The 21,664-nt window shown below is 71.2% G+C and carries 24 protein-coding genes; 11 read left to right on the top strand and 13 right to left on the bottom strand.

Annotated features, from left to right (window positions below):
- The first annotated feature begins 2 nt into the window (after positions 1-2).
- Both AB0J58_RS06910 and AB0J58_RS06905 read left to right on the top strand, forming a co-directional pair.
- Entirely contained in the window at positions 3-887 is an 885-nt protein-coding gene (locus tag AB0J58_RS06910; protein WP_364211280.1) for an alpha/beta fold hydrolase, read from the top strand.
- Positions 871-1,713 carry an alpha/beta hydrolase gene (locus AB0J58_RS06905; RefSeq protein ID WP_364211278.1) on the top strand — a complete coding sequence of 281 codons (843 nt, stop codon included), beginning with the start codon at positions 871-873 and terminating at the stop codon, positions 1,711-1,713. Before AB0J58_RS06910 ends, AB0J58_RS06905 begins: the two co-directional genes overlap by 17 nt.
- 21 nt (positions 1,714-1,734) lie before the next feature.
- On the opposite strand, the gene AB0J58_RS06900 is transcribed toward AB0J58_RS06905, so the two are convergent.
- From AB0J58_RS06900 to AB0J58_RS06880, 5 genes are read right to left on the bottom strand one after another with little or no spacing between them, the layout of a single operon-like run.
- Positions 1,735-3,285 (bottom strand): ABC transporter ATP-binding protein, encoded by a 1,551-nt coding sequence (locus tag AB0J58_RS06900; protein WP_364211275.1) that lies wholly within the window; start codon positions 3,283-3,285, stop codon positions 1,735-1,737.
- Positions 3,282-4,088 carry an ABC transporter permease gene (locus AB0J58_RS06895; protein WP_364211272.1) on the bottom strand — a complete coding sequence of 269 codons (807 nt, stop codon included), beginning with the start codon at positions 4,086-4,088 and terminating at the stop codon, positions 3,282-3,284. The genes AB0J58_RS06900 and AB0J58_RS06895 overlap by 4 nt, the downstream gene beginning before the upstream one ends.
- Positions 4,085-5,017 carry an ABC transporter permease gene (locus tag AB0J58_RS06890; RefSeq protein ID WP_364211269.1) on the bottom strand — a complete coding sequence of 311 codons (933 nt, stop codon included), beginning with the start codon at positions 5,015-5,017 and terminating at the stop codon, positions 4,085-4,087. The genes AB0J58_RS06895 and AB0J58_RS06890 overlap by 4 nt, the downstream gene beginning before the upstream one ends.
- 1 nt (position 5,018) lies before the next feature.
- Entirely contained in the window at positions 5,019-6,209 is a 1,191-nt protein-coding gene (locus AB0J58_RS06885) for a hypothetical protein (RefSeq protein ID WP_364211266.1), read from the bottom strand.
- Positions 6,206-7,774, bottom strand: a complete 1,569-nt coding sequence (locus AB0J58_RS06880; protein WP_364211263.1) for an ABC transporter substrate-binding protein — start codon at positions 7,772-7,774, stop codon at positions 6,206-6,208. Before AB0J58_RS06880 ends, AB0J58_RS06885 begins: the two co-directional genes overlap by 4 nt.
- A 339-nt stretch (positions 7,775-8,113) precedes the next feature.
- On the opposite strand from AB0J58_RS06880, the gene AB0J58_RS06875 reads away from it, so the two are divergent.
- The 3 genes from AB0J58_RS06875 to AB0J58_RS06865 all read left to right on the top strand — a co-directional run bounded on the left by AB0J58_RS06875 (position 8,114) and on the right by AB0J58_RS06865 (position 9,833).
- Positions 8,114-8,353, top strand: coding sequence for a hypothetical protein (locus AB0J58_RS06875; protein ID WP_364211260.1), 240 nt, complete (start codon positions 8,114-8,116; stop codon positions 8,351-8,353).
- An 89-nt stretch (positions 8,354-8,442) separates the two neighbouring features.
- Positions 8,443-9,303 (top strand): RNA polymerase sigma factor SigJ, encoded by an 861-nt coding sequence (sigJ, locus tag AB0J58_RS06870; RefSeq protein ID WP_364211257.1) that lies wholly within the window; start codon positions 8,443-8,445, stop codon positions 9,301-9,303.
- A gap of 89 nt (positions 9,304-9,392) precedes the next feature.
- Positions 9,393-9,833: a carboxymuconolactone decarboxylase family protein gene (locus AB0J58_RS06865; RefSeq protein WP_364211255.1), complete on the top strand. Its 441-nt coding sequence runs from the start codon at positions 9,393-9,395 to the stop codon at positions 9,831-9,833.
- A 172-nt stretch (positions 9,834-10,005) separates the two neighbouring features.
- On the opposite strand, the gene AB0J58_RS06860 is transcribed toward AB0J58_RS06865, so the two are convergent.
- Complete coding sequence (locus AB0J58_RS06860) at positions 10,006-10,413, bottom strand: helix-turn-helix domain-containing protein (protein ID WP_343961470.1); 408 nt, start codon at positions 10,411-10,413, stop codon at positions 10,006-10,008.
- 74 nt (positions 10,414-10,487) lie between these two features.
- On the opposite strand from AB0J58_RS06860, the gene AB0J58_RS06855 reads away from it, so the two are divergent.
- The gene (locus AB0J58_RS06855) at positions 10,488-11,318 is read left to right on the top strand and encodes an SDR family NAD(P)-dependent oxidoreductase (protein WP_364211253.1); all 831 of its coding nucleotides are present in this window, start codon (positions 10,488-10,490) and stop codon (positions 11,316-11,318) included.
- 191 nt (positions 11,319-11,509) lie between these two features.
- On the opposite strand, the gene AB0J58_RS06850 is transcribed toward AB0J58_RS06855, so the two are convergent.
- The 5 genes from AB0J58_RS06850 to AB0J58_RS06830 all read right to left on the bottom strand — a co-directional run bounded on the left by AB0J58_RS06850 (position 11,510) and on the right by AB0J58_RS06830 (position 16,960).
- Positions 11,510-12,139 (bottom strand): hypothetical protein, encoded by a 630-nt coding sequence (locus AB0J58_RS06850; RefSeq protein ID WP_364211250.1) that lies wholly within the window; start codon positions 12,137-12,139, stop codon positions 11,510-11,512.
- A complete protein-coding gene (locus AB0J58_RS06845) occupies positions 12,126-13,724 on the bottom strand; it encodes a VWA domain-containing protein (RefSeq protein WP_364211247.1) in 1,599 nt (532 codons plus the stop codon). The genes AB0J58_RS06850 and AB0J58_RS06845 overlap by 14 nt, the downstream gene beginning before the upstream one ends.
- The gene (locus tag AB0J58_RS06840; RefSeq protein ID WP_364211244.1) at positions 13,721-14,887 is read right to left on the bottom strand and encodes a toxic anion resistance protein; all 1,167 of its coding nucleotides are present in this window, start codon (positions 14,885-14,887) and stop codon (positions 13,721-13,723) included. The genes AB0J58_RS06845 and AB0J58_RS06840 overlap by 4 nt, the downstream gene beginning before the upstream one ends.
- Before the next feature lie 34 nt (positions 14,888-14,921).
- Entirely contained in the window at positions 14,922-16,034 is a 1,113-nt protein-coding gene (locus AB0J58_RS06835) for a hypothetical protein (RefSeq protein WP_364211241.1), read from the bottom strand.
- Between the two features lie 371 nt (positions 16,035-16,405).
- Positions 16,406-16,960 (bottom strand): YceI family protein, encoded by a 555-nt coding sequence (locus AB0J58_RS06830; protein WP_364211238.1) that lies wholly within the window; start codon positions 16,958-16,960, stop codon positions 16,406-16,408.
- Positions 16,961-17,198: 238 nt separating this feature from the next.
- On the opposite strand from AB0J58_RS06830, the gene AB0J58_RS06825 reads away from it, so the two are divergent.
- From AB0J58_RS06825 to AB0J58_RS06815, 3 genes are all read left to right on the top strand, one after another.
- Positions 17,199-17,786 (top strand): helix-turn-helix domain-containing protein, encoded by a 588-nt coding sequence (locus AB0J58_RS06825; RefSeq protein WP_343961484.1) that lies wholly within the window; start codon positions 17,199-17,201, stop codon positions 17,784-17,786.
- A complete protein-coding gene (locus tag AB0J58_RS06820) occupies positions 17,783-18,514 on the top strand; it encodes an SRPBCC domain-containing protein (RefSeq protein WP_343961486.1) in 732 nt (243 codons plus the stop codon). The genes AB0J58_RS06825 and AB0J58_RS06820 overlap by 4 nt, the downstream gene beginning before the upstream one ends.
- Positions 18,515-18,619: 105 nt before the next feature.
- Positions 18,620-19,216 carry a dihydrofolate reductase family protein gene (locus AB0J58_RS06815; RefSeq protein ID WP_364211234.1) on the top strand — a complete coding sequence of 199 codons (597 nt, stop codon included), beginning with the start codon at positions 18,620-18,622 and terminating at the stop codon, positions 19,214-19,216.
- Here the strand turns inward: AB0J58_RS06815 and AB0J58_RS06810 are convergent.
- Positions 19,192-19,431 (bottom strand): hypothetical protein, encoded by a 240-nt coding sequence (locus AB0J58_RS06810; RefSeq protein WP_364211231.1) that lies wholly within the window; start codon positions 19,429-19,431, stop codon positions 19,192-19,194. The genes AB0J58_RS06815 and AB0J58_RS06810 overlap by 25 nt on opposite strands.
- 199 nt (positions 19,432-19,630) lie before the next feature.
- Here AB0J58_RS06810 and AB0J58_RS06805 point away from each other — a divergent pair, with 199 nt between their 5' ends.
- Together AB0J58_RS06805 and AB0J58_RS06800 are read left to right on the top strand one after the other, a co-directional pair.
- Positions 19,631-20,176, top strand: a complete 546-nt coding sequence (locus AB0J58_RS06805; RefSeq protein ID WP_364211228.1) for a carboxymuconolactone decarboxylase family protein — start codon at positions 19,631-19,633, stop codon at positions 20,174-20,176.
- Positions 20,173-20,988: an SDR family oxidoreductase gene (locus AB0J58_RS06800; RefSeq protein ID WP_343961492.1), complete on the top strand. Its 816-nt coding sequence runs from the start codon at positions 20,173-20,175 to the stop codon at positions 20,986-20,988. The genes AB0J58_RS06805 and AB0J58_RS06800 overlap by 4 nt, the downstream gene beginning before the upstream one ends.
- Before the next feature lie 160 nt (positions 20,989-21,148).
- Here AB0J58_RS06800 and AB0J58_RS06795 read toward each other — a convergent pair whose 3' ends face one another.
- Positions 21,149-21,658 (bottom strand): hypothetical protein, encoded by a 510-nt coding sequence (locus AB0J58_RS06795; RefSeq protein WP_364211225.1) that lies wholly within the window; start codon positions 21,656-21,658, stop codon positions 21,149-21,151.
- Between the last annotated feature and the right edge of the window lie 6 nt (positions 21,659-21,664).

The raw sequence follows: 21,664 nt of genomic DNA, 5'->3' as shown, positions 1-21,664 counted from the left end.
CCATGACAAGAGGGCTGTCCCCGATACGCGTCCGGCTCCCGGGCTACGTGATCAACTGCGTGGTCGCGGGGCAAGGACCCGCGGCGCTGCTCCTTCACGGGTGGCCGCAGACCGCCCACGCGTGGCGCGAGGTGGTGCCGCTACTCGCCGACCGGTACACCGTCGTGGCCCCCGACCTGCCCGGCTTCGGGGCCGGTTCGCGGCCGGACGGCGGGTACGACAAGCGCACGGTGGCGAGCACTCTGGCCCGGCTCATGGCCGCCCTCGGGCTGACCCGCTACCACCTCGTCGGCCACGACGTCGGCGGCCAGGTCGCCTACCCGCTCGCCGCGCTGTATCCGGAGTCGGTGCGCAGCCTGACGTTCGTCGAGGCGGGCATCCCCGGGCTCGGCGAGAGCCTCGCGGCGGCGAACCCGCTGACCGGCGGGTCCTGGCACTTCGGCTTCAACATGGTGCCCGACCTGCCGGAATTCCTGCTCGCCGGTCGCGAGCGCGGCTATCTGGAGTTCATGTTCCGCCGCGACACGGTGGGCCTGTACGTGACCGGGGCGATCGACGACGCGGCCATGGACGTCTACACGCGTGCTTTGGCCGCTCCCGGAGCGGTGCGCGCCACAATGGCCTACTATCGGGCACTGCCGATGGATATCGCCGACAACCGGGAGCTGTGCGCCGCCGGGCCGCTGCGGATGCCCGCGCTGGTGGTGGGCGCGCGGCACGGCGTGGGGCTCGGCTGGCTGGACACGGTCCAGGAGGCCGTGGCGGACGTGTCGGCGCGCTGGGTGGAAGAGTGCGGACACTACGTGCCCGAGGAGCGCCCCGCCGAGCTGGCGCGGCTGCTGGCGGAGACGTGGCAGGAGGTCGAGTCGCGTGACCGGCACGAGTGACGTGGTGCTGATCCACGGGGCCTGGCACGGGGCCGGGCACCTCGTGGCTCTCGCCGGGGCGCTGACCGCCAGGGGCTACCGCGTCCTGGTGCTCGACCTGATGGGCCACGGCACCCGGGCCCGCTTCCCGGCGAGCTATCTCACCAGGGACGTCGCCGCGCTGCGCACGGAGGTGTCCCCGCTCGCGGGCCTGAGCCTCGACGACGTGGCGGCGGACGTGGTGGCCACGCTGCGCCCGTTCGCCGCCCCGCCGGTCGTGGTCGCGCACAGCATGGGCGGGACGGTGGCCACCCGGGTCGCCGAACTGGCCCCCGAGCTGGTGGCCGGGCTGGTATACGTCACCGCGTTCGTCCCCACCTCGCTGGGTCCCGCGGGCGCGTACCTGGCCCTGCCGGAGGCGCGGACCGCGCTCGGCGGCGGGCTCTACCTGGGCGATCCCGCGGCCATCGGCGCGGTGCGGATCGACCCGCGCAGCACCGACCCCGCCTACCAGGACGAACTGCACGCGGCCTACTTCAGCGACCTGGACCGCCCAGGCTTCCTGGCCATGGCCGCCTCCCTCACCCCTGATCAGCCGATGGCGTTCCTCACCACCCCGACCGGGGCCACGGCCGAGCGCTGGGGGACCGTGCCCCGGACCTACATCCGCACCACCCGTGACCGCGCGCTGCCCGTCGCGCTCCAGGACGTGATGATCCGGCACGCCGACGAGCTGGCCCCCGCGACCGCGTTCGCCCAGGCGACCCTCGACGCGGGGCACGCCGTCTTCGCCGGCGCCCCGGCCGAGGTGGCGGACATCGTCCACCACGCCCCGGCACGACGGTGACGACCATGCCGATCACGCCGATCACGCCGAGGTGCGGCCCACCGGCGGCCCACCCGGGACGGCGGCCAGCAGCTCGCGGGTGAACGGCGCCTCGGGGCCGGCGAGCACACCGGCGGTCGGGCCGGACTCGATGATCCTGCCGTCCCGCATCACCGCGAGCCGCCCCGCGGCGGCGGCCACCACGGCGAGGTCGTGCGAGATGAGCAGATAGGCCATCCCGTGCTTGTCCTGGAGCCGGCGCAGCAGTGCGAGGATCTGGGCCTGTGTCACCGCGTCCAGGGCGGACACCGGCTCGTCGAGCACGATCAGGTCGGGCGACGGCGCCAGCGCGCGGGCGATGGCGACACGCTGGCGCTGCCCGCCGGAGAGCGCCGATGGCCGCCGCCGGACGACCTCGGAGGGCAGGGCGACATCCTCCAGCAGGCGTCGCACCCGTTCCCGGCGCTCCGCCCGGGTGCCCGCGCGCAGCGCACGCAGCGGTTCCGCGATGATCCGGCCCACGCTCATCAGCGGGTCGAGCGACGCGTACGGGTTCTGCGCGACGAACTGCACCCGTCCGGCCCCGACGGGCGCGCCGTCCAGCAGTACACTCCCGCCCGTCGGCTCGACGAGCCCGGTGATCATGCGGGCGATGGTCGACTTGCCCGACCCGGACGCGCCGACCAGCCCGAGCGTGCCCGCCCGGTCCAGCGTGAACGAGGCACCCTCGACCGCGACCGTGCCGCCCGGATACACCTTGCGCAGGTCGTGGACCGCGAGCAGCGGGTCTCCCACGGTCGGCGCGGGCCCGGTCAGCGGCCGGGGGGCCGAGTCGAGCAGCAGCCGGGTGTAGGCGGCCTCCGGACTGCAGAGCACCCGCCCCGCCGGGCCTTCCTCCACGACACGGCCCTCGCTCATGACAGCCACGCGGTCCGCGCGGTCCGCAGCGACGCCGAGGTCGTGGGTGATCAGGAGAATGCTGGTGCCGTCCCTGGCCGCGACCTTCTGAATGAGATCGAGCACGGTCTTCTGCACGGTGGTGTCGAGCGCGGAGGTCGGCTCGTCGGCGATCAGTAGTGCGGGCCGTCCGGCGAGCGCCATGCCCAGCAGCACCCGCTGCCGGAAGCCGCCGGAGAGCTGGTGCGGGTGGCGGTCGAGCACCGCCGCCGGGTCGGGGATGCCCACGCGGCCGAGCGCGTCCTCAAAGGCGGCCTCGCCGGGCCGAGGGATGCCGGTCAGCCGCAGGGCCTCGGCGAGTTGAGCGCGCACGGTCATCAGCGGGTTGAGCGCGGTCCCCGGGTCCTGGGGCACGAACGCGATCCGCCGTCCGCGCAGCCGCCGCCATGCCCGCTCTCGCAGGCCGTCCACCCGCTCGCCGCCGAAGGTGACCCCGCCGCCGGTCACTCTGGCCGTGTCCGGCAGCAGGCCGGCCAGCGCGTGCGCGAGCGTGGACTTGCCCGACCCCGACTCGCCGACCACCGCCACGATCTGCCCGGCCTCCACCGTCAGATCGGCGCGGTCCACGGCCGGTCGGCCGCGCCCGGACGGCCCGTAGCGGACGGTCAGGCCGCGTACGGCCAGCAGGGGTGTCATCGTCTCTCCGATCGCGTGCGCAGCACGTGTCCAAGGTGGTTGACCGCGAGCACCACGGCGACGATGACGAGACCGGGCACGGTCGTCAGCCACCATGCCGAGGCGAGGAACGGGCGCCCCGCGGCGATCAGCGAGCCCCACTCGGGCGCCGGCGGCGGGGCCCCGAAGCCGAGGAAGCTCACGGCGGCGACGGTGAGGATGGCGTTGCCCAGTTCGAGCGTCGCCAGCGCGGTGAGCGGCCCCGCGGCGTTGGGCAGGACGTGGGTCAGCAGCACGGTGGGACGCCCGGTCCCGCACACCGCGGCGGCCTCGACGTACCCGGACCCGCGGACCCTGATGACCTCGGCGCGCATGATCCGGGAGAACACCGCCGCGGCCGACACGCCGACCGCGACGGCCACCTCGCGCGTCCCTGGCCCGAGCACCGCCACGATCACGAGGATCAGCAGGAACGACGGTACGGCGAGCAGCACCTCCACCCCGCGCATGACCAGGTCGTCCAACCACCCCCGCGCGGTTCCCGCCACCAACCCGATCGTCGAGCCGGCCAGGACGGCGATGCCCACCGCGATGACGGCGGCCTGCAGCGAGGGGGCGGATCCGTGCACGACTCTTGCGAACACGTCCCTGCCCAGCTCGTCCGTGCCGAACAGATGCGCGGCTCCCGGGGGCAGCAGCCGTTCCGTGAGATCACCGCGCAGCGGGTCGGCGGCGGAGAACAGGGCGGGCGCGAACGCGGCGGCCATGGCCGCCAGCAGCACGAGGGCCGACGGCACGACGCCGAGCCGCCTCGCGAACGTCATGCGGCACGCTCCCGCAGCCGGGGGTCCACCAGCGGATGCGCCATGTCCACCGCGAGCGTGAGCAACGTGACGACCGCCGTGGCCACCACGACCAGGCCCTGCAGCATGGGCAGGTCCCGGGTCGTGACCGCCGACTCGATCAGCCGGCCGAGCCCGTTGCGCGCGAAGACCGTCTCCACCACGACCGACCCGGACACCAGCCAGCCGGCCAGCAGCGCGATCATCGTCAGCGCGGGCATGGCGGCGTTGCGCAGCGCGTGCGCCGTCACCGCCCGCGCCCGCGACGCGCCCTTGGCTCGCGCGGTGTCGACGTACGGCTGCCGCATCTCCACGGTCAGCCGTTCAAGAAGAACCTGCGCCACGAAAGCCGACGACGGCACCGCCAGCGTCACAGCCGGCAGCACCAGACCGGCGAGCCCGTCCTCGGCCCTGGCGGGGAACAGCGGCAGCCCGAACGAGAACGCCTGCAACAGCACCAGCCCGAGCCAGAAGGTCGGGACGGACAGCGACAGGCCGGGCAGTGCGCCGAGCAGGCGGCGCAGCCACATGTGCCGGGTGTGCGCGGCCGACCAGGCGATCAGGAAACCGAGCGGGAGCGCCACCAGCAGCGCACCGCCCGCCAGCGCGAGGGTGCGCGGCGCTGCCTCGGCGATCGTCGCGCCGACGTTCCGCCCGGTCTGGAACGACGTGCCAAAGTCGCCGCGCAGGGTGTCGAGCAACCCGTCGAGATAGCGCTCGACCGCCGGGCGGTCCAAGCCGTACTCGGCCCGCAGCGCGGCCACCCGAGCCTCGTCCCCCCCGTTCTCCGGCCCCATCATGATCCGCACGGGATCGGCGGGCAGGACGTTGAAGGCCGCGAAGGTGAGCGTGTAGGCCGTCAGCACCACGGCCACCGCCTGCGTGAGGCGCCGCGCCACGAACCGGGTCATCTCAGCTCCGGATGTCCAGGAGGATCCGCTGCCCGCCGACCTCCTGGCCGGTGTAGAGCACCACGTTGCCCGGCCGTAGCCTGCCGAGCAGCGTGAGGGTCAGCGCGCGCTGCCCCCCGGTCGGGATGACGCCGCCCTCGGGCACCGCCACCTCCCCGTCCTGCCGCAGCACCGCGCACCCCGACCAGGCGTCGATCGCCGTGGCCGTGGCCGGCGGGTCTTCCGAGGCGGCCGGGCGGGCGGCGTAGCGGTGGCCGCGCAGCGCGCGCCCGAGGTCGGCCGTCCACTCGTGGCCGTCGAAGCCCACCACCAGGCTGAGCGTACGGGTCGCACCGGGACCGGGCGGGCCGGGCACCAGCCGGTCGGTCAGGCTGACCACCTCGACGTCGCCGATCACGCGCGCCGGGGCGGACAGCGTGCCCGCGGACTCCCCGTCCTCCTGCCCCTGGACGAAGTACGCGGTGTCCTCGGCGACCAGCGTCCCCTCGTGCCGGCTCAGCAGGTACGCCGGGCCGAGTAGTTCGCCGTCGAGGGCCACCGGCGGCAGGACCACCGCGCCCCCGTGCTGGAACCCGTAGGCCCCCTCGGCGTACCCGCCCGTCACGGCCTCGGCGGCGAACCGTACGATCGCCGCGTGGGCGATCCGCCGGGTCATCACCTGGACGGCGAACCAGTCGCGGGCGTCCTGGAGCCTGGTCAGACCGTCGGTGTCGGCGAGCACCCGCACCCGCGACGGGTCGGTGAACGGGATGAGGGCGTCCCGCAGCAGCACGAGCTGCCACAGCCACTCGTTGTAGAGGTTGCGCGCGGCGTGCAGGCCGGGACCGGCGATGAGCCGTTCGACCACCGGTGGAATCCAGGTGTATCCCACGCAACTGCTGTGGATGTCCGACGGGCCGGGCGCTCCCGTGCCGGGCACGGTCCTCACCAGGTCCAGGACCACCTTGGACACCGCGATGGCGTTCTCCCGCAGCTCGCCCCTGACGTCCTGGTCGGCGAGCCCGGCGTCCAGCCGCAGCGTCGCGTAAGGGCCGGACGTGCTCAGGCCGGCCTGGAGCCCGGCGATGAAGTCGGCCCTGGTGGCCTCGCCGCCGCCCGCGGCGGTGACCGCCGACTCCAGCAGCGTGCTCGCGGCGGCGACGAAGGTCACGGGATCCACCGCGCGGCCTCCGGCGAAGTCGTTCCATGTCATGCGCGTACCTCCGCGTCCTGGAAGATCGGCCGCCCCGACGCGTCGAGGCGGACCCCTGTCACCCGCTCCGCGAGCCCCACCGACGACGCCTGCTCGAAGAGCGGGATGCCGTGGCCGCCGGAAAGGATCGCCTTCGCCGCGGTCTCCACGGCGCCGGCGCGCTCGGCGGGATCGAGCACCGTGGCGATCCGGGCGATCGTGCTGTCCACTTTGTCCGGCTGAGTGCGCCGCAGCGGGTTCGCGCTCTCCACCGGGTACACGCTGGCGAGGACCGCGGGATCGCCTCTGGTCACTGCCCAGGAGACGAAGTCGTAGTCGCCCGAGCCCTGCCGCGCGCTGTTGGTGGCGTCGTCGAGCGGCGTCGGACGCAACTCGATCCCGACCTCGGCGAGCTGCTGGGCCATGAGCTGGTACACCGAGCCGTAAGGTTCGTTGGCCGAGTAGACCAGGTCGAACGACAGCCGCTGCGATCCCATGACGCGCACGCCGTCCAGACCGCGCCGCCAGCCGGCCTCGTCGAGCAGCCGGGCCGTCTCGTCGGGCGCGAACGCCAGGTCAGCGGAGCGGTCGGCGTAGCCGGGCGTGGTGGTGGCGAGCACGTCGGTCGCCGGGCGTTCCCCCGCCGCGAGCAGCGGCGCGAACCGAGACCGGTCGAGGGCGGAGCCGATGGCACGCCGTACCGCGGGATCGCGCAGCGCGGGCCGCGACTCGTTGGGCAGCAGCGTGAACACGATGCCGGGCCGGGTGGCGGAGAGCAGCCGGGGCCCCCGCTCGCCGAAGGACCGCTGGTCCTGCTGGAGCACCTGCAGGTCGGCGTCCAGCTGCCCGGAGAGGAGGCTGCCGTGCCTGACGCTCGGGTCGGTGACGATGGCGAAGGTCAGTGCGCGTACGCGCGGGACGCCCTGGTGGGCGGCCAGCTCGCTCGCCCAGGCGTATCCGGTGCGCGCGGAGAGCCGTACCTCCTCGTTGAGCGCGACCTGGCCGAGAACGAACGGCCCGGAGCCGGCGAGCGCGCCCGCGCAGCGCTGCTCAGGGGTCTTCCCGAGCGTGCCCGGGGAGAGCATGCCGAGCGTCACTGTCGAGGTGGCCTGGAGGAACTGCGCGCTCGGGGCGCCGAACCGCACCTCGACGGTCTTCGCGTCGGGCGCGGAGGCTCCCGCGTACCCGGCGAGGTAGCCCGAGCCGAGCGGGGACCGCGCGCCGAGCTTGGAGATGTCGTCGAGGTTGGCGACGACCGCGGCGGCGTCCAGCGGCGCGCCGTCGCTGAACGTCGCACCGTCGCGCAGGGTGAAGGTGAACCGCTTGGCCTGCTTGTCGACCTTCCATGACGTCGCGAGCCACGGCACGATCTCTCCGGTGCGCGGGTCCTGGTCGGTGAGCGAGTCCACGAGCTGGCGCGACACCTGGAGGTTGGAGGTCTGCGGGGTCTGGTGCGGGTCGAGGCAGCTCACCGGCGCGGCGAGCCCGACGGTGAGGGCGTCCCCGGCGGGCCGCTCGGCGTCCGCGGTTCCGCAGGCCGCGAGCAGTACGGCGCAGCACGCGAGTACAGAGGTCAATCGATGCACGGCCACCAGTCTGTGAGCCCGCCCCCGAAATCCCGAGACCCCGTTCTCACTCTGTGGAAAGCGGGCCGGGGTTTCCGCTCAGTGGAACCCGGGCGCCCCACCCCCTGCCACCAGGGGACGGTACATGGCGATGGCCACGTTCAGGACCTGACGGGCGACCGTCGGTGTGGAAGGTGGTCAGGACCAGTACCTCCGGAGCGCCGGGCCTCACCCGCGAGCAGGGATCCGTGCGACCGGCAACTTAAGTACCCCCCTCGGCCGCCGGCGGTCGACTTTGGTCGCCGCATGACCGTCCTAAGCCCGATTCCGCGCCGGGCGTCACCTGCCTACCGTGGAGCCATGACCTCCACCAACTCGAAGTCCCCCCTGGCCGGCCTGTCGGGTCTGCTCTGCTTCATCCTGGTCGCCGGTGGCGCGAGCGGCCTGCTGCACGAGTGGTTCGGCTGGATCCATTTCATGGGCTTCCTCCGGTTCCTCGCTCCCGAAGGCTACGAGATCTACAGCTACGCCCTAATGATCGTCCTCGGCTTCGCGATAGGCGCGGCCGGCAACGCGCTCACCCGACGAGGCCGCAGGTGAACCACTTCGGGTGACCGCCTCGGGGCCTGGGAGGAACGGATACGCGGGTCGGTGTCCGTCCCGTGCCACGCTGCTTGTAGCGTCCGCGTGTGACCGAGGAGGAGTGGGCCGAGCACCGGCCGGCGGTTTTCGGGGCGGCTTATCGGCTGCTCGGCAGCGTCGGCGACGCCGAGGACGTGGCGCAGGACGTCTGGCTGCGCGCGGCCGGCGCCGACCTGTCCGGGGTCGAGGATCTGCGGGCCTGGCTGGTGACGGTCGCCGCCCGCAGGTCCTACGACATCCTCCGGTCGGCACGGGTGCGGCGTGAGACGTACGTCGGTCCGTGGCTGCCCGAGCCGTTGCTGACCGGCCCGGACGCCGCCGAGCCGGTGCTCGTCGACGAGTCGGTGAGCATGGCGATGCTTCTCGTCATGGATCGGCTCACGCCGCCCGAGCGAGTCGCGTTCGTGCTGCACGACGTCTTCGAGGTGCCTTTCGACCGCATCGCCTCCGTACTCGGCGTCACCCCCGCCGCCGGCCGCCAGCTCGCCTCGCGGGCGCGGCGCCGGGTGGCCGCGACGCGGCGGCAGCCACGCGCGAGTCGCCCGGAGCGCGAGCGGGTGCTCGCGGCGTTCCGCGCCGCGTACGAGACGAGCGACCTGAAGGGGCTGGTCGAACTCCTGCATCCCGACGCGGTGTACGTCACCGACGGCGGCGGCAAGGTCTCCGCCGCGCGCAAGGTCATTTCCGGTGGTGAGCGGATCGCCATGGTGCTGTCCCGGGTGGCCGGGCGGTGGGGGCTCTTCCCGCTCGTTCCCCGCGAGGTGGGTGGGGAGCTCGCGCTGGTGGCGTACCGAGACGGGCGGATCGTCCTGGTCGATACCTTCGACATCGCGGTCGACGGGCGGATCCTGGCGATCCGGCGGGTGGTCAATCCGGACAAGCTTTCGCACGTCGGCCCGGCGCGCTGATTTTTTCTGGCAAAGGCCGTCACATCGGCGGGTGCCGTCTCGTCTCCCTGGTGAGAACCGAAAGAGAGACCGAGAAAGGTGGGAGCACGATGTCACGCTTGAACATCGCCGAGGTGGCGCCCGAGATGTACAAGGCGTTCCTCCACACGGAGCAGGTGATCTCGAAGGGACCGCTGGACGCCGTGGTCCGCGAGCTCGTCAAGATCCGTGGTTCGCAGCTCAACGGCTGCCTCTTCTGCATCGACATGCACATCCACGAGGCGCTGCGGCTCGGTGAGACGCAGGATCGGATCTACCAGCTGTCCGCCTGGCGGGAGTCGGAGCTGTACACCGACGCCGAGCGGGCCGCGCTGGCCTACGCCGAGGCCGCCACGGAGCGGCCCGACGGCGTGTCGGACGAGGTCTGGGACGCGGTGGCCGCTGCCTTCAAGCCTGAGCAGGCCGCCTACCTGGTCGCCCAGGTGGCGCAGATCAACCTGTGGAACCGCATCGCGGCGCCCATGCACACGCTCCCTCCGAAGCGAGGCTGACGGGGCGCGCCGGGACTCCCGGGTGACCTGGGCCGTCTCGTTCGGACAGGTCGGAATGTCGGCCGGACCGGCACGACGCGCCGGGCCCCGGCGAGGCCCGGCGCGTCGTGCCGCCGTGCAGGAGTCTGGCCGCGACGGCGGCTCTGACCTCGTACGTGAGCTCGGACAGATCCTATGTACCGACATGGCGGGATCGGACCTCGTTGATCTCCGCTTCGTGGAGCACCGCCCAGTCCGCCAGTGCCGACAGTGGTTGGAGCAGGGTGCGCCCCAGCGGGGTCAGGCTGTACTCGACGCTGGGCGGCACGGTCTGGTGCACCTCGCGTCGCACCAGCCCGTCGGTTTCCAGGCTGCGCAGCGTGCGGGTCAGCATGCGCTGGCTGATGCCCTCAATGGCACGGTGCAACTCGTTGTACCGGTACGGGCGCCTCCCGAGCAGGACCACCAGCAGCATGCTCCACTTGTCGCCCATGCGCCGGAACACATCACCGACGGGGCACGCGGCGAGCTCGTCGGCCGGCACCGGGCGAGGCAGCTCGTGGGCGAGTACCGAGGGAACACCGGTGTTCGTACCGGACATGAAACTGCCTTCTTTCAGTCTGCGGCGGGACGACTCACGATGGACCAGTTGATGTCGAGCCTATGGAGGACACCGTGCCGAGCCAACCGTCGAAGACCGTGATCATCAGTGGTGGCACCGACGGTATGGGCCGCGCGACCGCCCTGGAACGGCTTTCGAGGGGTGACCACGTCACCGTGATCGGCAGCAACGAGGCCAAGGGACGTACTCTGCTCGACCAGGCCGGGCATCCGAACCTGCGGTTCCTGCGGGCGGACCTGTCCTCGATCGCCGAGGTCGAGCGGGTGATCGCTCACATCGGCGAGGAACACGACACCGTCGATGCGCTGGCGCTGTTCGCCAACCGGGTGAACCCGAAGCGCAAGGAGACCGCGGATGGCTTGGAGTCCACCTTCGCCCTGTACTACCTGAGCCGCTATCTGCTCAGTCACCGATTGCGCCCGCTGCTCGACGCCGGCCCCGACCCAGTGATCATCAACGTCGCCGGTGTCGGAAACACCGCGGGCCGGATCCACTGGGACGATCCCCAACTGACGCGCCGCTACGGCCAGGTGCGTGCCCAGCTTCAAGCCGGCCGGGCGAACGACCTGCTGGGCGTCATGTTCGCCAACCAGGCCGGGAGTAAGGCGCGCTACGTTCTCTATCACCCCGGATTCACCCGCAGCGGGGTCGACGGCCACCCGAATCCAGTGGTCCGGGGATCGCTCGAACTGCTCGCGAAATTCTTCGCCCGCCCGGTGGCCGACGCGGTCCAGCCGATCGTCCAGTGGATCGACCGACCGCCGGCGGACCCGCTTTGCGCGATCGACCGGGGCAAGCCGGTCGAGAAGTCCCTGAAGACCCTCGACCCCGACGCCGCCGCCCGCCTGGCCGCCTACACCGAGAGCCTGCTCCGCGGCCGCTGAACCGCTCGACGGCCTACCGGTCACCGCATCGCTCGGATCTCGGTGGCCCCTGCCGCGCTGTCGTTTCCTCCCGGGCGTGAACGCCCGGGGTTCCCGCCGGATCACGCTGAACCCACACGAAGATCTCTCACGAGGTGCCCGTGACGGCCTGTCCGCCGCTCGCCTTTCGTGCCACCGGAGACGTCGGGCGGTCAGAGGTCCAGGCCGGAGCCGCCGAACCGGTCCTGGAGGAACCTGCCCTGGTCGCGCAGGGCCTGCTCGTCGCCTCGGTAGACCGACTCGGCCACCCTGCGCAGCTGGGTGTCCAGCAGGTCGAGCTGGGCGAGCAGTTCCTCGTGGGCGCTGCGCTCCCGCTCGCCGCGCCGGGTGAGCGCGTACGAGCGGGGCAGGTTCGCGTACGCCTCCAGGCTGGACGGCAGGTAGTCCCTGATCGTCTGCGACACGATGTGCAGGTGGTCGGGTGCGGAGGTGAGCGCGTCCGCCCGCCGGAGGATGTCGCGCACCACCTCGGCCAGCACGCCGACCCTCGCCACCACGTCGTCGGGGAACCGGTTCCCGCCGATCTTGGTCAGCAGGGTGTCCAGGTCGGCGTGGAGCCGCCGGGACTCCACCTCCGCGTGTGAGATCGTGAGACGTACCCGGTCCGCCGGGGCCAGCAGCGCCCCGACGCCGTACAGACCGGCGACCACGACGGGCCAGAACGACCCGGCGACGTCGAGGAAGACCAGGGCCACCCCGACGAGTGCCAGGGCGCACCCGGCGATGTTCCTGGTCGACCCGGCGTAGGCGAGGATCCGGCCGCCGGGACTACTGGTAGCCACGGATCTCCTTGAAAGCCGCGGCCAGCGAACCCTTCCGGGCGTCGAAGGTCGCCCCACCGGTGAGCTGGGCGATCTGCTTCATCTCGTTGACGTCGCTGTCGCCGAAGAGCACGACGAACGTCCGGAACCTCACGGGCAGTGACGCGTAGTAGCCGGCGAAGTCGTGGTACGAGCCGCCGTCGGTGTTCTCGCCGTCCGTCATCAGCACGATCGAGGTGAAGTCCCCCGATGCCGACGACCCGGCCTCCTGGTAGGCGGCCCGCAGGCTGTCGAAGATCGCCGTACCGTCGTGCGCCCGCAACGCCTCGCTGTACGCGCGGATCTGCTGGAGTACCGGTTCGGGGTTCCGGTCGGGCAGCGTGAAGGTCCGCGGGGTGCCGGGGGTCGTGTTGAACGGGATCATCGTGACCGTCTCGCGGTCGCGGAAGCGCGAGAACGACCCGCTGACGGAGGTGTCGGCGCCGGACAGGGCGGTCAGCGCCTGCTTGAGCGCGTCGATCCGCTCGCCCTCCATCGAACCGGAGGTGTCCAGCACGAACAGCGTCCGCGACGGCCTGCGCACCTGGTTGAGGTAGACGCCGATCAGCTCGTCGGCCGCGTCGCGCCGGTTGGGGAAGGGCAGCTCCACCAGCGAGGCGGACCCGAAACGCCGGTTCGGCCTGACCGCGGGGACGATCGGCCGGCGGTGGGTCGTGGTCATGACCTCCCGCTGGATCTCCGGGGTGCGCAGCCAGGCGGCGAGCTTCCCGTACAGCTCCCTCTTGTCCGGTGTCGCGGAGCTCAGCAGCGTGAGCGGGTAGTCGGCCGTCACCACCCCGTCGCTCGGGTAGATCAGCGTGAGTGGCTCGGGGAGCCTGCCGGAGGCGTTGAGCCCCAGCAGCACGGACTCGTAGTTGACGAGCCCGTCCACCTCGCCCTGCCTGACGTACGCGTCCGCGAGCCAGCCCGAGGAGCCGGAGGTGAGCGTCTGCGCCGAGAAGAACTCCTTCAGCCTGGGCGTCGCCGCGTCGATCTGGGCCTTGTCCACCGCCTCTCCGGCGTCGGAGAGCGCCGCCGTCACACCGACCAGCGCGGAGAATCCGGAGTTGGACGCCGCTGGGCTGGTCATACCGAAGGTGAACTCGTGGGCGCGTGCGGCTGAGGCGATGTCGCTCCAGGTCACGGGTTTGCGGTCCCAGCCGAGCTCGCGGGCCTTGGAGGCCTTCAGCCCGAGCAGCACGGGCGAGACCATGACCTTGGTCTGGGTCGAGAGCCGCGCGGTCGCCCCGTCGATCAGTGACAGGTAGCGATTGGAGGAGAACCACGTCGCGTCGTACTGCCCGTCCGCGCCGCCGCTCGCCACCTGGTCGGCTCCGTCGAGTGTTCCGGCGTACGACAGCGCGATCCGCACGCCGATCGCGTCCTGGGCCCGTCTGAGCAGCGGTTCCAGGTCGCCGATCTCGCTTCCCGCGAGGACGCGGAGCACGTCGGGACCGTCCACGGGGGTGGCCGGCGCGTCGGTCCCGCCGCACGCGGCCGATGCCGTCAGCAGGGTCAGCGCGGCCAGTGCCCGCCTGATCGGACGAGAACCCGTTCGTGCCCTCATCGCGGGAGCGCCCCTTCGCCGTCGTGCCGGGAGCGTTCCAGGTAGGTGCGCGCGTGGTCGAGTTCGACGGTCAGGCTGTCCACGGTGATCGCCATGTTCTCCACGGCCTTGGCCTTGAACGTGTCGATCATGTCCATGGTGGAGTAGATGTTGTCGAACGCCCTGCGTAGCGCGTCCATGTCGACCGCGGTGGATGCCGCCTGGGTCTGGATGTCGGCCGCCTGCGTGCGCAGCATCTCGCTGGTCGCCACGATCAGGTCGGAGGTGGTGGCGTTCAGCGCCGTGATCTGGTCGAGCACCAGCTTCTGGTTGGCGAGAGCCTGCGCCACGGTCACGGCTGTGCGCAGCGCCGCGATCGTCGTCGTGGTCGCCCGGTCCACGCCCTTGATCAGTTCGAGGTTGTTCCTGCGGATCAGATCCAGCGCGAGGTAACCCTGGGCGGACACCGCGAGCTGGGTCAGCAGGTCCTGGTGCTTCTGCCGGATGCCGAACAACGCGTCCGAGCGGAGGGCGGTGGCCTTCTCCGGGGCGGCCGCCTCGACATGCATGATCTTGTCTTCCACCGCGGCGTCGAGGGCGGCGGCGAGCAGGGCGTACTCCTGCAGGCGCTTCATCGACTCCCACAGGTCGGCCTTCTCTCCCTCGATGGCCGCGTTGTCCTTACGCAGCTCGTCCTGTCCGGACCTGAGGGCGCGGATGATGTCGTCGATGTGCCGCTGTGCCGACTGATATTTCGCGAAATAGTCGCGCAGCTTATCGCCGAACGGGATCAGTCCCAGCAGCTTCCTGCCCGGACTGGACGCCTGCTTGGGGTCGAGGTCGACGATCGTCCGGCGCAGCGCGGTCAGCTGCCCGGCCACCGCCGCCTGCGCGTCCTTGCCCTCGCCCCTGGCGGAGGCCAGCGTGGCCACCGGACGCTTCAGCATGCGGTTCGCCACCTGGGAGGAGGCTCGGATCTCCGAGTCGCCCATGGAGGTGATGTCGTGCACCTTGCGGGTGAACTCCGGCGACCGCGGGTCCAGGCCGCTCAGCTCCTCGGCGAAGTCACCCGCCTTCTCCGCCAGTTCGGCGTCTCGCCCCTCCGGGACCGGCAGCATGGTGGCCGCCTTATCCACGGGCACCTTGGCCACGGGTTCCGGCGGGCTGAGCACGAGATCGCTCACGGTGGTCTCTCCTCGAAGCGGTGGGAAGGCGAGGTCAGGGGGTGGGTGAGGGGACCACGCCGGATCGGTAGAGCCCGTCGATCGCGGTGATCATGCCCTCCAGCCGTTCGTAGTCGGGCGGCTCGACCACGTCGATCAGGCCGGCCGGCAGCGGAGCCCCGGTCGTGGCCACCAGGTCGTCGAACGCCTTGGCACCGGCGGTGCGGAAGCCGTACAGGGCCGCGAGGCGCCCGAGTTCCGGGTCCTCCTGCAGGAGCCGGCCGACCTCGGTGCCCCGCGCGTCGAACGGCACGAGGGTGTGCTTGCTGAGGACCGTGGGCGAGGGGTAGAGCAGCCGCATGTCGGGGCGGATCAAGCCGTCCCGCGCGAAGAGGTGCGAGGCGTACTGCGCCTCGTAGATCATGACCATGGGCGTCTTCCCCATCCCCAGGGCCAGGTAGTCCTCGAACGGAGCCTCGGTGGAGGTCTCGGAGTACCCCTGGTCGAGGAAGAGGGGAGCGACGGCTCCGGCGACCTCGGTGCCCTGCGCGCTTGAGGTGATCACGTCGTCGCCGTTGGCCACGTAGCCGGCGATCGAGAGGTACATCGCCGCGGAGTTGGAGGTGCGGATGTCGGTGGTGGTGAGCAGGACGCGCTTGCGCGCCGGGTAGGCGGTGTTGCCCGGCAGCCTGTCCCACCGGGTGCCCTTGACCACCAGATCCAGATATTTCTTGATATCGAGCACCCGGTAACCCTGGCCGGAGTCCCGCACGACGCCCGCCTTGGTGAGCACGTCCGCGATCGGCTCGAAGGTGGCGATCGCCATGGGAGAGGAGAACGGCGCGAACGTGTGGGTGGCGCCCCGGTCACGCTTGATCTTCTCGGCCGCCGGAGCGCTGGACGGGAACGCGAATCCGTACTTCCTGAGATCCACCGAGGCGGCGATCTGGCGTGATCCGGCGGTGTCGACCTCCACCCGGAGGCCGTGTTCGGCGAAGACCGCCCGCACTCGCCGATCGTCGAAGAACGGCTTCTTCTCCGATCCGATCACCCCGCGCACCAGGGTGAGCTCCCGCGTCTCCGCGCCGCCACGGTTGCCCACCACGACCGCCGCCACTACGGCGGCGCCGAGGAGCAGCGCCAGCCCGACGCCGATCCAACGCTTCATGTGATTCCTCGAAAGCTTGCCTCATATAGCCATAAATCAGCGTTCTGCATTGAATTATGTGAGATATGACGACAGAGCGGAGTGAGGCATCCATGATGCGCTGACAATTCAGCTTTCATTCACCTTCGCGCCATAAAGTAAGGCGGGCATGCCGTCACCTACCGCGATCTCGGCTGTCACGGCCTCCTGTTTCCGCGCACCTTGAGCGGGTCCGGCGGCGATTTCCGCGGGTTCACCCGCAGCGGGGCCCGAAAAGCCGGTGTCGGCGTGAGGTCTCAGGAGATGGGGCCAGGTGACGGGGGCGAGGCCTCACCGGTATCGGTGAGCACCTGTGGACGACCTCGACCATGGACCAGAGTCCGAGCCCGGGGTCACCGTCCCGGGAGGAGGCCGGTGTCGAATCGCACCTCGACGTCGTCGCTGACTTTGAGCGCGCCGAAGAACGCCGAATACGGCCGGATGCCCCACTCGGTCTGCACGATGGTCACCGAGCCGCGTACCCGGTCCTCGGTCAGCAGGCCCTGTAGCGTGACGGGCCGGGTGACGCCGACGACGGTGAGATCACCCTCGATGCGAAACGACTCCGCCGTTCCGCTGACCCGGGTCGACCGGAACGTGATCGTCGGATGACGATCGACGTGCAGGACCTTCTCCTGAAGGTTTTTCTTGATCTCCCGGCGATCGGAGTCCGTGAGCGGCTTGACGCCGCCGGTTCCCTCCCGGACTTCGAACGACCCGGCGTCGACCTCGACGGTCACCGAGGAGCCGGCCGGATCGGCGATGTCGATCGTGGCCTCGCCGTGCCAACGGGTGACCTCGATGGTGAGGTCATGGCCGGCCTTCGCGCCCAGCCCGCTACGGGTCGTGTCGACGACGAGCCGGCCGGACTCAGGTCCCAGCGTGTAGCTACCAGAGGTGATGCCCACCACGTCAGGCTATCCCGCACCCGAGAGCTCACCCCGGCGCGTGCGTCGGCATGGCGAAGACCGGGACCGGAGCCGACGCGTTCTTGGCCGCCGGTCGCTTCTCGCGGGCGGGGATCGGGTAGCCGCGATCCGACTTCGGTACGTGCGGGCTCGGCAGGGGCTCGCCGGGGCACGAGCCCGATGTACCGACGAATAGGACTTCCTTGACAATTTAATTTGTCGGTCATAGCCTGTGGTCATGCAGGACATCGCCGTGATCGAGGATCCGGCCGCCGCCGAGGTCTCGCTGGACCCCATCCGGGCCCGGCTGCTGGCCGAGCTGAGTGAGCCCGCCTCCGCGACCATGCTGGCCGCCAAGGTCGGCCTGCCCCGACAGAAGGTCAACTACCACCTCAAGACGCTTGAGGCGCACGGGCTCGTCGAGATGATCGAGGAGCGGCGCAAGGGCAACGTCAACGAGCGCATCATGCGCGCGACCGCGGCCTCCTACGTGATCTCCCCGGCCGCGCTGGCGTCGGTCGAGCCCGACCCGGCCCGCTCTCCCGACCAGCTGTCGGCCGGCTGGCTGCTGGCCGTCGCGGCCCGGCTGGTCCGCGACGTAGGGGCGCTCATCGCCGGCGCCGCCAAGGCGCGCAAACGTGTCGCGACCTTCGCTATCGACGCCGAGGTGCGCTTCGCCTCGGCCGCCGACCGGGCCGCGTTCGCCCAGGAGCTCGCCGGGGCCGTCACGGCCCTGGTGTCCAAGTACCACGACCAGTCCGCCGAGCACGGCCGCGACCACCGGATCGTCGTCGCCGTCCACCCGAGCACGAAGGAAACCCGATGACGCACCCGTTCGAGCTGAACCAGGAGATCGAACTCAGCGCCACGCCCGAGCAGGTCTGGGACGCGATCGCGACCGGGCCGGGCGTCGACTCCTGGTTCATGGGACGCACCGAGCTGGGCACCGCCGAGGGCGGCCCGGCGAACCTGACCATGCTGGGCCAGACCGAGCAGGCCACGATCACCGCCTACGAGCCGGGCGCCCGCCTGGCGACCCGCAGCGAGCAGGCCCCCGACGGCCAGTTCATGGCGTTCGAGTACCTCATCGAGGGGCGCGCCGGCGGCACCACCGTGCTGCGGATCGTGCAGAGCGGCATGCTCGGCGACGACTGGGAGACCGAGTTCGAGGCCATGCAGGCCGGCTGGCCCATCTACCGGGAGACCCTCAAGCAGTACCTCGCGCACTTCACCGGCCGCACCCCATCGGTCACCACGGCCTTCCGGCCCGGAGCGGGCGGTCCGGACGCGGTCTGGAAGACCGTCACCCGGGAACTGGGCGTCACGCCGGACGTCGCCGAGGGCGACGACGTCCGTCTCCCGGACGGCTCCGCCGGGGTCGTCTACTACGCGAACCTGCCCGTCAACCTGGGCGTCCGGACGGATGAGGGCCTGTACCGGTTCATCCACTCCGGTACCGCCCGCGGCGACGCCCTCGTGCTCGGCCACCAGAACTTCGCGGGCCGCGACGAGCAGCCCGCGTGGGACACCTGGATGGCCGAGCACTTCGGCTGACCGGCCGGTGCCGGACCAAGACGAGCAGCACCTTCGTCCCCCCCGCACCGCGACCAGATCAGCGGTGCCGGAAATCAGCGACGCGAACCCGGAGGAGCCAGTCCCATGCGCATCGTGATCATCGAGTTCATCAGCTTGGACAGCGTCGTGCAGGCGCCGGGCGGACCCGAGGAGGACACCGACGGTGGTTTCGCCCACGGCGGCTGGTCGCACCCGTTCTTCGATCCGGAGGTGCTGGGCGGCGCCTTCGACGACGCGGTGGCCAAGGCCGGGGCACTGCTGTTCGGCCGCCGCACGTGGCAGACGATGGCCGCGGCGTGGCCCGGGCGGGCCGGTGACCCGTTCGCCGACCGGATGAACGCCATTCCGAAGTACGTCGTGTCCAGGACGCTGGGTGACGACGAGCTGACCTGGAACAACACCGTCCGCATCCCCGGCGACGAGGCCGTCGCCGGCATCCGGAAGCTGCACGGGAGCGACGGCGGCGATCTGGTGGTGATGGGGAGCCCCACGCTCGCGCGCACCCTGCTGAGCGAGGGCCTGGTCGACGAGCTCCGACTTATGATCATGCCGGTGCTTCTCGGCGGCGGGAAGACGATCTTCCCCGACGGCGGTGTGTCGCGCACGCTCGAACTGACCTCCACGGCCATCAGCGACAAGGGAGTGCACCTGTGCACCTACCGGCCGGTCGCCGGGGGGTAGGTCGGGTCGACGGCGGCGAACCTCACCTTCGAGCAGGCGGCGGCCGTTCCCGTCTCGGCCCGCACCTCCCTGCGGAGTCTTCGCGAGGCGGGAAGGGCGCAGCCGGGGCAGAAGGTTCTGATCATCGGTGCGGGGGGAGGCGTGGGGACGTTCGCGGCGCGGCCGGCCAAGGCGTTCGGCGCGGAGGTCACCGGCGTGTGCGGCAAGGTCGTCATCACCGTGTGAGATGTGACCGGTGGGGGCACACCTTTCAACGCGCCGTTGCTCCTGCCACGAGACCTGTCATCGTCGGCCGGTGCTCGACTTGATCGCGGGATCTCCGAATTGGATTCCAGTGTCTGGGGATGCTCTTCGTCGTTCGAAGTACACGCTCGGGGAAATCGGCGCCACGATCGATCGAAGGGTTGGCAGGGCATGACGACACGTATTCCGCCGTTGCCCGAGGGCGAGGGGGATGAGCAGGCACGGCGCCTGCTCGACGGGCTGGCCGTGGGGGGTGACCGGGTGCCGAACATCTTCACCACGTTCGCCAGGCATCCTCGGCTGCTCCGGCGCTGGCTCGGTCTCGGGCAGCACCTGCTGCGCGAGTCGACGCTGCACCCGCGGGAGAGGGAGATCGTGATCCTGCGTACCGCCGCGCTGTCGGGCTCCTCCTACGAGTGGGCGCAGCACGTGGTCATCGGGCGGCGGGCCGGGCTCACCGAGGAGGAGATCGACCGCATCGCCGCGGGCTCCGAAGATCCCGGCTGGGCGGACGACGACCGCGTACTGCTGCGGGCGATCGACGAGCTGCACGGCGGGCACGACCTGTCGGAGGCGGCCTGGACGTCGCTGTCCACCCGCTGGGACACCCACCAGGTGATGGACTTCACGATGACCGTCGGCTTCTACACGATGACGGCGATGGCGCTGAACACCTTCGGCGTCGAGATCGATCCCGACCTGGCAGGTGCCTCGTGACCGACCGGCTGGAGGGGTACGCCGCGATCATCACCGGTGCCGGACAGACCCCCGGCCAGATGATCGGGAACGGCAGGGCGACGGCACTGGTCTTCGCCCGGGAGGGCGCCAAACTCGTCCTCATCGACCGCGACCTGGACTCGATGCTGGTCACGGCGGGGTTGGTCGAGGAGCAGGGCGGAACCGCGGTCACCGTCCAGGGTGACGTGTCGGTGGCCGACGACTGGTCGACCGCGGTCGCCACCTGTGTCGAGAGCTTCGGCCGCCTCGACGTGGTGCATCACAACGTGGGCGTGGCCATCGGAGACGGCTCAGCCACCTCCGTCGAGCCCGACGACTGGGCGCGGACCATGATGATCAACTCTGGCAGCATCCTGCTGATGGCCAGGGCGGTGCTTCCCGTGATGCGGGCCGCCGAGCGCGGTGTGATCACCAACATCTCCTCCATCGCGGCCATCGCCGGAAACCCCTCTCCCGGCAATCCGCCCATCACCTACAAGATGTCCAAGGCGGCCATGAACGCCGCGACCCAGCAGCTGGCCCTGGAGAACGCCCGCTACGGAATCCGGGTCAACGCCATCATGCCGGGCCTCATCGACACCCCGCTCGGCGTCGACCTGGGCGCGGCGGCGTACGGCTTGGACAGGGAGGAGTACGCGGCCCGCCGCCACCAGCGGGTCCCGCTCAAGGGCGGCATGGGCACGGCATGGGACATCGCCAACGCGGCCCTCTTCCTGGCTTCGGAGGAGGCTCGGTTCATCACCGGCGTCCTGCTCCCGGTCGACGGAGGGCAGAGCGCCAGGATCGGCTGAGACGCCGGTCTCGGCGCTGCCTCGCGCGCTGTGGGCGCGCCCCACCGGAGGGGACGGGAGCCATGCGGCCATGGTCCGCATGGCTCCCGCCACCGTCGATGCCGTCAATGACGAGAGGTTTCCGGCCGGTCCGCTTCCCCGGGAAGCGGACCGTCATCGGTTAGCGGGGTCGGGGAGGCCATGGCGGCGGGTACGGAGGCCGCCACGGGACCGGGTACGAGTTCGGGTACGGCGGTCGCCAGCCGGGATACGGGGGCCGCCAGCCCGGGTACGGCGGGCGCCAGCCCGGGTACGGCGGGATCGGGTACGAGTTCGGGTACGGCGGTCGCCAGCCGGGATACGGCGGTCGCCAGCCCGGGTAGGGAGGCTGCCAGCCCGGGTAGTACGGCTGGCCGACGGTGCCGGAGATGGGCACGCAGTCGTACTGCGGGCACGGCGTGGTGAAACACTGCTTGGGAGAGGGCACGCAGACGCGGCCGGGGCCGCAGTTGACCGCCGCGCACGGCGATCCCGGGTCGCACTTCCCCGCCTTCTGCGCGGCCGGCGCGGCGGCGATGGCCGCCTGTGCGGCCGGAGCGGTGGACACCCCGTCCGCCCAGGCCGTGGTCGTAACGGCCGGTGATCCGGCCGCCGTGACCAGGGCCAGCGCCAGGATTAGTTTTCGAAGCATTTTTCC

It is taken from the genome of Streptosporangium sp. NPDC049644, assembly GCF_040675205.1.
Classification (GTDB): Bacteria; Actinomycetota; Actinomycetes; order Streptosporangiales; family Streptosporangiaceae; genus Streptosporangium; species Streptosporangium fukuiense.
The sequence above is the reverse complement of the archived record's forward strand: the minus strand, read 5'-3'. Positions and strand labels throughout refer to the sequence as shown.

Bases quoted from the DNA above. Each gene is read 5' to 3' on its own strand.
- AB0J58_RS06885 (WP_364211266.1), bottom strand. From the start codon at position 6,209: ATGACATGGAACGACTTCGCCGGAGGCCGCGCGGTGGATCCCGTGACC.
- AB0J58_RS06835 (WP_364211241.1), bottom strand. From the start codon at position 16,034: ATGAAGCGTTGGATCGGCGTCGGGCTGGCGCTGCTCCTCGGCGCCGCC.
- AB0J58_RS06895 (WP_364211272.1), bottom strand. From the start codon at position 4,088: ATGACGTTCGCGAGGCGGCTCGGCGTCGTGCCGTCGGCCCTCGTGCTG.
- AB0J58_RS06845 (WP_364211247.1), bottom strand. From the start codon at position 13,724: ATGAGGGCACGAACGGGTTCTCGTCCGATCAGGCGGGCACTGGCCGCG.
- AB0J58_RS06815 (WP_364211234.1), top strand. From the start codon at position 18,620: ATGCGCATCGTGATCATCGAGTTCATCAGCTTGGACAGCGTCGTGCAG.
- AB0J58_RS06865 (WP_364211255.1), top strand. From the start codon at position 9,393: ATGTCACGCTTGAACATCGCCGAGGTGGCGCCCGAGATGTACAAGGCG.
- AB0J58_RS06860 (WP_343961470.1), bottom strand. From the start codon at position 10,413: ATGTCCGGTACGAACACCGGTGTTCCCTCGGTACTCGCCCACGAGCTG.
- AB0J58_RS06900 (WP_364211275.1), bottom strand. From the start codon at position 3,285: ATGACACCCCTGCTGGCCGTACGCGGCCTGACCGTCCGCTACGGGCCG.
- AB0J58_RS06795 (WP_364211225.1), bottom strand. From the start codon at position 21,658: ATGCTTCGAAAACTAATCCTGGCGCTGGCCCTGGTCACGGCGGCCGGA.
- AB0J58_RS06910 (WP_364211280.1), top strand. From the start codon at position 3: ATGACAAGAGGGCTGTCCCCGATACGCGTCCGGCTCCCGGGCTACGTG.
- AB0J58_RS06825 (WP_343961484.1), top strand. From the start codon at position 17,199: ATGCAGGACATCGCCGTGATCGAGGATCCGGCCGCCGCCGAGGTCTCG.
- AB0J58_RS06820 (WP_343961486.1), top strand. From the start codon at position 17,783: ATGACGCACCCGTTCGAGCTGAACCAGGAGATCGAACTCAGCGCCACG.
- AB0J58_RS06805 (WP_364211228.1), top strand. From the start codon at position 19,631: ATGACGACACGTATTCCGCCGTTGCCCGAGGGCGAGGGGGATGAGCAG.
- AB0J58_RS06810 (WP_364211231.1), bottom strand. From the start codon at position 19,431: ATGACGACCTTGCCGCACACGCCGGTGACCTCCGCGCCGAACGCCTTG.
- AB0J58_RS06890 (WP_364211269.1), bottom strand. From the start codon at position 5,017: ATGACCCGGTTCGTGGCGCGGCGCCTCACGCAGGCGGTGGCCGTGGTG.
- AB0J58_RS06875 (WP_364211260.1), top strand. From the start codon at position 8,114: ATGACCTCCACCAACTCGAAGTCCCCCCTGGCCGGCCTGTCGGGTCTG.